The 8,891-nt window shown below is 53.6% G+C and carries 4 protein-coding genes; 1 reads left to right on the top strand and 3 read right to left on the bottom strand.

Features of this window, described 5'->3' with window-relative positions; genetic code table 11:
* Positions 1 to 542: 542 nt before the first annotated feature.
* The 3 genes from pflA to adhE form a co-directional block, all read right to left on the bottom strand.
* Positions 543 to 1,280, bottom strand: coding sequence for a pyruvate formate-lyase-activating protein (gene pflA, locus ACFQ88_RS37455; protein WP_379462787.1), 738 nt, complete (start codon positions 1,278 to 1,280; stop codon positions 543 to 545).
* Between the two features lie 545 nt (positions 1,281 to 1,825).
* On the bottom strand, positions 1,826 to 4,096 hold the full coding sequence (gene pflB / locus ACFQ88_RS37450) for a formate C-acetyltransferase (protein WP_379462785.1): 2,271 nt from the start codon (positions 4,094 to 4,096) through the stop codon (positions 1,826 to 1,828).
* Between the two features lie 220 nt (positions 4,097 to 4,316).
* Positions 4,317 to 6,932 (bottom strand): bifunctional acetaldehyde-CoA/alcohol dehydrogenase, encoded by a 2,616-nt coding sequence (gene adhE, locus ACFQ88_RS37445; RefSeq protein WP_379462783.1) that lies wholly within the window; start codon positions 6,930 to 6,932, stop codon positions 4,317 to 4,319.
* 814 nt (positions 6,933 to 7,746) lie between these two features.
* On the opposite strand from adhE, the gene ACFQ88_RS37440 reads away from it, so the two are divergent.
* The gene (locus ACFQ88_RS37440; protein ID WP_379462781.1) at positions 7,747 to 8,760 is read left to right on the top strand and encodes an acyltransferase family protein; all 1,014 of its coding nucleotides are present in this window, start codon (positions 7,747 to 7,749) and stop codon (positions 8,758 to 8,760) included.
* Positions 8,761 to 8,891 lie beyond the last annotated feature (131 nt).

Genomic DNA, 8,891 nt, shown 5'->3' with positions numbered 1-8,891 from the left:
ACTCCTACTACTTCGAGTTACTCCTACTGCTTTGAGTTACTTCTACTACATCGAGCTACTCCTACTGCTTCGAGTTACTCCTACTGCTTCGAGTTACTTCTACTGCTTCGAGTTACTCCTACTGCTTCGAGTTACTCCTACTGCTTTGAGTTACTTCTACTGCTTTGAGTTACTTCTACTGCATCGAGTTACTCCTACTACTTCGAGTTACTCCTACTGCTTTGAGTTACTTCTACTACATCGAGCTACTCCTACTGCTTCGAGTTACTCCTACTGCTTCGAGTTACTCCTACTGCTTCGAGTTACTCCTACGACTTAAGTTACTCCTGTTGCTCAAAGTCACTCATGCTGGCTCATGTTGCTGCTACCGGACCAAGTTACTCCTGTTGGCTCATATTCCTTTTGCTGCTCATCTTACTCCGCTGATTCATGTTTCTCCTGCTACTTTAAATCACTTGTGCTGCCTAAAGTCTCTCCTGCCACCTGCTAGATTTACTTGAGCAAGCAGCATGTCGCGCAGAACACATCCCGCTGCTCTTATTTCATCCACACGTACAAACCGCTTGCCTCCCCGCTTCTATAAGAGCAAGCGCTCGCTGCACCTCCCGATCGGTCGGCTCCGGCACGCCGTCCAGCGGATAAGCTCGCTTCAGCTCCTGCCACTTATAGACGCCCATCCGATGATAAGGCAGCAGCTCAAACTTCTTCACATTGCCCAGGCTGCCTATAAAAGCACCCAGCGCCTCAAGATCCTCGCGTCCGTCTGTGATACCCGGCACAAGAACATGCCGGATCCATACCGGCTTGCCGATATCCGACAGCCACTTGGCGAAGTGCAATATTCGCCCATTTGGCTGGCTCGTCAAAGCCTCATGCTTGATGCAATCGATCTGCTTCAGATCGAGAAGCACCAGATCCGTCACGTCCATGAGCTCCCGTACATGCTCCGTATCGCAAAAGCCGGAGGAATCCAGCGCGGTATGGAGGCCCCATCTGCGCTTGATCTCCTTGAACAAGGCCGCGAGGAACGGAGCCTGCAGCGTCGGCTCCCCTCCCGTAACCGTGATGCCGCCGCCCGAGCGGCGGTAATATTCCAAATACGGCTCCATCTCGCCGATAATGTCCTGAACTTCAACCACCCGGCCTTTGGAGGGATCCCAAGTGTCCGGATTATGGCAGTACATGCATTGCAGCGCGCATCCTTGCATGAAAAGCACGAAGCGTATACCCGGGCCGTCCACGGTCCCGAAAGTTTCAATGGAGTGAATTCTACCTTTCATACCGGTACGCTCCTTCTCTATTGTCCGTTGCACACAGCTGCTCCTGCAGGTTCATAAGGTTTTGGTACTTCACAGCCAGTATCTATCACTACCATTCCGTTGCACACCCAGTTGACTTGTTACCATTTCGACGCTCAGCCAGCATTGCCACTGCACTGTTACCATTACCACTGTTCAGCCGCATTACCGTTTCTATACAGTCAACATTGCCGCGTTACAACTGCCTGTCTACGACCATCACTGCCGTGCCGCAGGAACCTTGCTTTTGCCTTAACCTCGACGGCTTCCTACCAAACTGTTCCATGAAACGTACAGCTGATGGCATCATCTGCTGCTTGCAGGAAGCTTCACGAAGAGCAAGTAACATTCCGCTTCACAACCAGCATTGCCATCCTACCGTCACCGTCACCATCACCACTGCAGCCGCATTAGCGCTGCTGCATAATGCATAATCAACATGACCTCGCTCCAGTTACCATAGAATGTCCATGCCCATGTCTGCGGCAGATTCCCTGCCGTTCTCAGGAGCTTCTTCAGCCTTCCCGTCAAACCGTTCCATGGAACGTGCGGCTAATGACGTCCAGCTGCTGCTCTCGGGTCAGCTTCACGAAGTTGACCGCATAGCCAGAGACACGGATGGTCAGCTGAGGGTAGTTCTCCGGATGCTCCATCGCATCGAGCAAATGCTCGCGGTCGAACACGTTGACGTTCAAATGATGCCCTCCCGTGGCGGCGTAGCCGTCCAGCAGGGATACCAGATTGTGAACCCGTGCCTGCTGCTCTTTGCCGAGCGCCTTCGGAATGATCGAAAAGGTGTTCGAAACGCCGTCCAGGCAGCTCTCGTAAGGAATTTTGGCTACCGAAGCCAAGGAAGCGAGCGCCCCTTTGCGGTCACGGCCGTGCATCGGGTTGGCCCCAGGTGCGAACGGTTCGCCTGCTTTGCGGCCGTCCGGCGTGCTGCCCGTCTTTTTGCCGTAAACGACGTTGGAGGTAATGGTCAGCACGGACATCGTAGTCAAAGCATCGCGATAAGGCTTGTGCTTGCGCAGCTTGTTCAGGAACCGTTCCGTCAGCTCCACGGCGATCCGGTCGACCCGCTCATCGTTGTTGCCGTACTGCGGATATTCGCCTTCGATCTCGAAATCTACGGCTATTCCCTGCTCGTTGCGGACAACCTTGACTTCAGCATATTTCAAGGCGCTCAAGCTGTCGGCAACTACGGACAGTCCCGCAATACCGCACGCCATCGTACGCAAAATATCCTTATCGTGCAGCGCCATCTCAAGCCGCTCGTAGCAATATTTATCATGCATATAATGAATTACGTTCAATGTATTCATATACAGCTTGGCCAGCCAGTCCAGCATCAAATCGTACTTCGGCATCACCTCGTCGTAAGTAAGCCGTTCCCCGGTCAGCGGGGCAATGGCAGGACCGACCTGAATGCCGAGCTTCTCGTCCACGCCTCCGTTAATGGCATAGAGGAGAGCTTTGGCAAGGTTGGCACGGGCGCCGAAAAACTGCATTTGCTTGCCGATCCGCATCGCAGATACGCAGCAGGCGATCCCATAATCATCGCCGAATTGCGGCCTCATAAGATCATCGTTCTCGTATTGAATCGAGCTTGTTTCGATAGAGACCTTGGCGCAATACGCTTTAAAAGCTTCCGGAAGCTGTGTGGACCACAGCACTGTCAAATTCGGCTCCGGAGCCGGCCCCAGATTGTACAGCGTATGCAATATGCGGAACGAGCTCCTAGTAACGCGAGGGATTCCGTTCAATCCCATCCCTCCGACGGATTCCGTCACCCAGGTCGGGTCGCCGCTGAACAGCTCGTTGTAGTCGGGCGTACGGAGAAACTTGACGATGCGCAGCTTCATCACAAAATGGTCCATCAGCTCCTGAGCCTGCTCCTCCGTCAGATGTCCCTCGGCCAAATCCCGCTCGATGTAAATATCGAGGAAGGTGGATACCCGGCCCAAGCTCATCGCCGCCCCGTTCTGCTCTTTGATGGCTCCCAAGTAGGCAAAATAGAGCCATTGGATCGCTTCCTTGGCCGTCGCCGCAGGCCTGGAAATATCATAGCCGTAGGAAGCGGCCATCCGCTCGAGCTCCCGCAGAGCGGCTATTTGCTCGGACAGCTCCTCGCGGGCGCGGATCACCTCTTCGGTCATCGCGTCGACTTCAAGCTGGAGCAAATCGTTCTTTTTCGCTTCGATCAAACGATGAATGCCGTACAGCGGAACCCGGCGGTAATCACCGATGATTCTCCCCCTGCCGTAAGCATCCGGGAGCCCGGTAATGATCCCGGCTTTGCGCGCGGTGCGCATCTCAGTCGTGTAAGCGTCGAAGACGCCCTGGTTGTGTGTTTTTCGAATTTCGGTAAACAGCCTTACCATTTCATCCGGCAGCTGAAATCCATACGCCTCGCACGCATCCGCGACCATCCGGATCCCGCCGAACGGTTGAACCGAGCGCTTCAACGGCGCATCCGTCTGCAGGCCGACAATCTGCTCCTTCTCTTTATCGATATAACCGGGCGCGTGGGAGGTGATGGTGGACACCGTGTTCACATCGACATCAAGCACGCCGCCATTGCGGGTTTCCTGCTTCATAAGCTCGCGGATTTGCTGCCATAATGCGTTGGTCGCTTCCGTCGGACCCGCAAGGAACGATTCGTTCCCGCTGTACGAAGTCAAATTCCGGTTGATAAAATCATTGACGTCAATATGCTTCTGCCATTTGCCGCCTTGAAACCCTCTATATGCGTCCTCTCGCTGCATGCTGCTGCCCAAATCCGATTCTTTTACTGCCATTTCGCATGACCTCCTCGCCAAAATAAATCGTCGTAGAACCTGAATCCGGCCTTAGCCGGCTTGCACCAAGTACAATGAATACCTATAAAATAAATCCTCATCGCCGCACCATGAATCGTTACCGCATCGTATGATTTCCAACGCTCACGAATCCGAACGCGGGTAGCGGCGATGAGAGGCGCAGCTCGAAGCGTGCACTTAGCTGCAGCTTAAGCAAGCATTATTCGAACTTTCCGTAAAACGCTTTGCGGTACAGCTCCGCAAGCTCCGTCACGAGCGGCATCCGCGGATTGGCTGTCGTGCATTGATCCTCGAAGGCCCGGTCGGCCAGCTCGTCGACGCGAGCCTCGAACCGCTGCGGATCGATGCCGAGCTCGGAGAACGACGCCGGGATGCCGAGCGACTGATTCAGCTTGCGCACCGCGGCGATCAAGCTTTCGACGCCTTCTTCCGTCGTCCGAGCCGGCAGGCCGAGGATGCGGGCGATTTCCGCGTAGCGCTGATCGGCGATAAAATGGCCGTACTTCGGAAACGACGCGAACTTGGTAGGCATTTGCGCGTTGTAGCGGATGACGTGAGGCATAAGGATTGCATTGGTACGTCCGTGAGCCGTATGGAATTCGCCGCCCCACTTGTGCGCGAGGCTGTGGTTAATTCCAAGGAACGCATTTGCGAACGCCATGCCGGCAATTGTCGAGGCATTGTGAATTTTTTCCCTGGCCAGCTCGTCTCCAGTGGAGTACGACCATTCAAGGTACTGGAACACAAGCTGAATCGCTTTGATCGCCAAGCCGTCCGTGTAGTCGTTGGCCATAACCGATACGTAGGCTTCTATCGCATGCGTCAGCACGTCCATGCCCGTATCCGCTACCGCTGTCTGCGGCAGGCTGTATACGTAATCCGGGTCGATGATCGCTACATCCGGCGTAAGCTCGTAATCGGCCAACGGATATTTCGTATTGCCCTCCCGCTTATCGGTAATAACCGTGAAAGAGGTTACTTCCGAGCCTGTCCCCGACGTTGTAGGGATAGCCACGAACTTGGCTTTGCGTCCAAGACGCGGGTATTTGTACACCCGTTTGCGGATGTCCAAAAACTTTTGCTTCAACGATTGGAAGCTGGTATCCGGGTATTCGTAGAACAGCCACATCGCTTTCGCGGCATCCATCGGAGAGCCTCCGCCAAGAGCAATGATGCAGTCCGGCTGAAAAGCTTCCATAAGCCGGGTGCCGCGTTCCACCGTCTCGACGGACGGATCGGGCTCCACATCGGAGAACACTTCGATATAGACTGGCGTCTGCCGTTTGCGCAGGTAATACTCCACCCGCTCTACATAGCCCAGCTTGACCATCATCGGGTCGGTTACAATAAGGACGCGGGAAATGTCCGGCATTTTTTGAATGTACTGCGTAGCGCCTTTTTCGAAATACACTTTAGGCGGTATTTTAAACCACTGCATGTTGACGGTCCGGTATGCGACCCGCTTGATGTTCAGCAGATGGACGGCCGTCACGTTCGAGGTCGTAGAATTATGACCGTAAGAGCCGCATCCCAGAGTCAGAGACGGAAGGTTCGTATTGTAAATGTCTCCGATGGCTCCATGAGTCGAAGGAGCGTTGACGATGACCCGGCCGGTCTTTAACGCGGCTGCAAAGTCCGCAATCACCCGTTCATCCTTGGAATGGATGACCGAGGAGTGCCCCATCCCGCCATAAGCGACAACCTCCGTTGCCCGAGCGATGCCTTGGGCAGGATTCTTCACCTTGTAGCAGGCAAGCACCGGACTCAGCTTCTCGGCGGATAATGGATAAGCGTCGCCGACCCCGGCAAGCTCCGCGACCAGTACCTTCGTTCCGGCAGGAACCCGGATACCGGCCATATCGGCGATCTTGACGGCGGACTGTCCTACAATGACGGCGTTGACGGCGCATTTCTCGGGATGAATGACCAGCTTCGAAACCGCCTCCGTCTCCTCCTTGTTCAGGAAATAGCAGCCCTTCTCGCTCATCAGCTGCTTCACCTGCGCAAAGACCGGCTCCTCGATTATGACCGACTGCTCGGACGCGCAGATCATGCCGTTGTCGAACGTTTTGGACAAAATCAAATCGGTGACGGCTTGCTGCAAATCGGCCGTTTTCTCGATAAAGCAGGGAACGTTGCCGGGTCCGACACCCAAGGCGGGCTTGCCGGTACTGTACGCAGCCGCAACCATGGAGGCACCGCCAGTCGCCAAAACAAGAGCTACGTCGGGATGGTTCATCAGCTGGTTCGTCGCTGCTAGAGAAGGATGCTCGATCCATTGAATGCAGCCTTCCGGAGCGCCTGCCTTGACGGCAGCCTCCATCACCGTTCTTGCCGCCGCTTCGCTGCAGCGTTGGGCGGACGGGTGAAAGGCAAAAATAATCGGGTTGCGGGTTTTCATCGCAATCAACGCTTTGAACATCGTGGTGGAAGTAGGATTCGTTACCGGAGTGACCCCGGCGATAATGCCTACGGGCTCCGCCACCTTTTGATAGCTTTCATAGACATTGTCTTCGATAACGCCGACCGTTTTGTCGTATTTGATGCTGTGATATACGTACTCGGATGCGAACAAATTTTTCGTCATTTTATCCTCGTATACGCCTCGCCCGGTCTCTTCCACAGCCAGCTTCGCAAGAGCCATATGCCGGTCCAGACCGGCCAACGCCATCTGCTGCACGATATGGTCTACCTGCTCCTGATTTAACTGCATGAACGCTTGCAGCGCCTTCTTCGCCTTCTCCGCCAACCGATTCACTTCATCGTGCGCTTCCGGAGTTTCTCCCGCTGCATTCTGCTTCTCTTTTACAGCCATTGTCCCAGCCTCCATTCGAATAGGTGCTTTGCTTCGGATACTACTATGTTACTTTTTTCACAAACTATTCGATATAACATTTATCACAGTCGGCCACTGCTTATTGCTTATTGCTTACCAGCAGCTCCGCCTCCTGCAATATCACCCTGCAACCTTGAGCCCTCCTCTTCGTCAGCTGCTGCTTGCCTCTAGAGTAATGCCAAATACAGGAAATGTATGTGCGATTCATCACAGCCTGCTGATGTTTGCCAGATTCAGCCTATGAGAAAGCCTCCTATCGAAGCACTTCGAGGCTAAACAACCTTAAAGTCCTGCTTAACAAAGCCCGCTTCGCTAGCAGGGTAAGTTTTATCGCTTATATAGAACTTACATCGGGTTAACTCGGAATCTTATCCATTCTATTGTGGGATAAAAAAACACCTGCCTGGTCACAGGCAAGTGTCCTCGATGAATTAACCGTACCGGTCAATCCTCTTCGTCCCATTTGCGGGAATAAGCTTTTTTCGTAATCCAAAACGTCAATCCCAATATGATGATAAGGGTTATGATGCCCAAAATGATCGCTACCGTCACTTGCTGCACTCTCCTCACGGCTTGTTCAATAATTGGCGCCGAGCTTACGTTCTTTCGGCCCGATTGCGGAAATTGATTTCATTATAAGCCATTTGTCCGGTAACATCCAATGGAAACTTCAGCATTTGACCGTGACCTGCGTCACTGCAGTGATCTGACTTCGAATGTAAGCTTTTTTTGTAGAGAGCAGGAACGGCCTTACAAGCCGGATCCGCGACAAAAACAGGCGGAGGGACGCACGATGGCAACCGAACGGAAACACGAGCTGAATGTCTATTTTCTCAATGTCAAATTTGTGCTTATACTGCTGGTGGTGACCGCCAACCTGCTGGAGCCGATGATCGGCGGCAATCTGTATGCTAATGCGGGATATGAAGCGATTTACACGTTCCATATTCCTGTATTCGTTCTGGTGATGGGGTATTTCTCCAAGCCGTTCAAGCTGGATTCGGAAGGCCTGAAGGTCATGAGCACCTTGCTTTATCAATATATTTTATTTCAAACCTTGTACAGTGCGGCCGATTACTTGTTGTTCCGGGCTGCGGGAGTCGTTCACTCGTTTTTCATCCCCTATTCGATGCTGTGGTTCGTATTGAGCCATTTGTTCTGGCGGCTGCTGCTGCTTCTGTTCGTCCGGTTGCCCCATCCGATCGTGTTGGCCGTGCTGCTCGGCATCGCCGTCGGTTATTGGCCGGATGCCGGCGGCTGGATGAGCATCTCAAGAACGTTTGTGTTTTTCCCGTTTTTCCTGGCTGGGTACTCCATTCGTTTGTTTAAAGATTGGACGGCGCTGTCCCGCCTCATCCGTCCCTTTGCCGTTATCGCGTTGGCTGCATTGACCACAGCATTATGGATGGGCGTACGCATCGACCCGGGCTGGTTGTACGGCAATACTAGCTACAGTGCTCTTGGTCATACGGAATGGTATGCGGGTGTATTTCGTGCAGGCACGTATTTGCTGCAAAGCGCCGCAGCCGTATGCTTCCTGGCTTTGATCACATGGAGAGCGGGCCGGATAACCGAATGGGGCAAACGAACCGTCTATGTTTTTCTCTTGCAAGGCTTCGTCATCAAAAGCTGCATCGCGCTTGGCTTGTTCTATCGAATTGAAACTCCGCTCGAGGTTGCCTTCATTCTGCTTGGGGGAGTCATGCTGACGTTGCTGTTATCGACGCGCCGGGCATCCGCCCTCGGAAAGCCCTGGATCGAACCGGACTTCAGGCTGCTCAATCGAACGGCATTGGTCAAAAAATAGTGCACGCGCAGGAAAGCCCCTTTGAATTAGAGAAGGGGCTTTTAGCTAGCGGCGGTGAGCGTGTTCCGGTTAGCCTTTACCATTGCCGGTTTGGCACAACATGAGCAGCACCCTCGACGCTGTGCAAAGGG

It is taken from the genome of Paenibacillus sp. NPDC056579 (assembly GCF_042793215.1).
In the GTDB taxonomy this organism is placed as follows: domain Bacteria; phylum Bacillota; class Bacilli; order Paenibacillales; family NBRC-103111; genus Paenibacillus_S.
Note: the sequence above shows the minus strand (reverse complement) of the source record. Positions and strands in the feature narration are given on the sequence as shown.

Coding starts and splice junctions, on each gene's coding strand:
- pflA (WP_379462787.1), bottom strand. CDS start 1,280: ATGAAAGGTAGAATTCACTCCATTGAAACTTTCGGGACCGTGGACGGC.
- pflB (WP_379462785.1), bottom strand. CDS start 4,096: ATGGCAGTAAAAGAATCGGATTTGGGCAGCAGCATGCAGCGAGAGGAC.
- adhE (WP_379462783.1), bottom strand. CDS start 6,932: ATGGCTGTAAAAGAGAAGCAGAATGCAGCGGGAGAAACTCCGGAAGCG.
- ACFQ88_RS37440 (WP_379462781.1), top strand. CDS start 7,747: ATGGCAACCGAACGGAAACACGAGCTGAATGTCTATTTTCTCAATGTC.